This window comes from Halomonas sp. ND22Bw (assembly GCF_003011945.1).
In the GTDB taxonomy this organism is placed as follows: Bacteria; Pseudomonadota; Gammaproteobacteria; order Pseudomonadales; family Halomonadaceae; genus Halomonas; species Halomonas halophila.
Genome location: NZ_PXWD01000669.1, coordinates 1 through 279, shown reverse-complemented (window position 1 = coordinate 279; position 279 = coordinate 1). Strand labels below are relative to the sequence as shown.

Here is a 279-nt window from a genome sequence, read left to right as displayed (position 1 = left end):
CGCCCGGTGTCTAATCGCCGGGTTCACGACCATATAAGGTCGGTCCGGGGTTGAAACGTCGCCATTTGGCGGGGTTCGAAGGGTTTGGTTATGCGGTTCGGTGGTTTCCTGGCTGTGATGATGGCGACGACGGCGCTTGCCGCGTCGACGTCGGCGCTCGCCCAGAGTGCGTCCAGCACGGTCTCGCTGTCGGAAGCCCAGGCCGCCCAGCGCAATACGCCCGCGCCGCAGCGTCGCGGCCTTCGCCTGAACGACCGTGGTCGCTGGGGTCTCGATTTC

General features: G+C 65.9%; 1 protein-coding gene. It reads left to right on the top strand.

Going from position 1 to position 279, the window contains the following annotated elements:
- Positions 1 to 90 precede the first annotated feature (90 nt).
- Positions 91 to 279: hypothetical protein (locus tag CVH10_RS26775; protein WP_219924873.1), on the top strand; the 189-nt coding region annotated here is incomplete at its 3' end.